Source organism: Pseudomonas sp. SIMBA_068, assembly GCF_046534705.1.
GTDB lineage: Bacteria > Pseudomonadota > Gammaproteobacteria > Pseudomonadales > Pseudomonadaceae > Aquipseudomonas > Aquipseudomonas putida.
In genome coordinates, this window is sequence record NZ_JAWRYI010001696.1 from 1 (window position 1) to 235 (window position 235).

The following is a 235-nucleotide window of genomic DNA, read 5'->3' on the forward strand; positions in this document are numbered from 1 at the left end:
TTTTTTTGCCAGTGGTACATGCTCGTGGCCCAACACACCGTTTATTTCCCGGACGCCTTTCTGACACAAATGCGCGAAGCGATGCCTTCGACGCTCTCATTTGATGATTTTCTTGCCGCCTGTCAGCGCCCGTTGCGCCGCAGCATTCGCGTTAATACGCTGAAAATCTCCGTTGCTGATTTCCTGCAATTAACCGCTCCTTATGGCTGGACGCTTACGCCAATTCCGTGGTGTG

1 protein-coding gene is annotated in these 235 nt (G+C 52.3%); it reads left to right on the forward strand.

The features are described from left to right. Nucleotides 1-24: 24 nt before the first annotated feature. Nucleotides 25-235, forward strand: a 211-nt coding sequence (locus tag SB756_RS35520) for a hypothetical protein (protein WP_410913940.1), incomplete at its 3' end; no start/stop codon positions are given.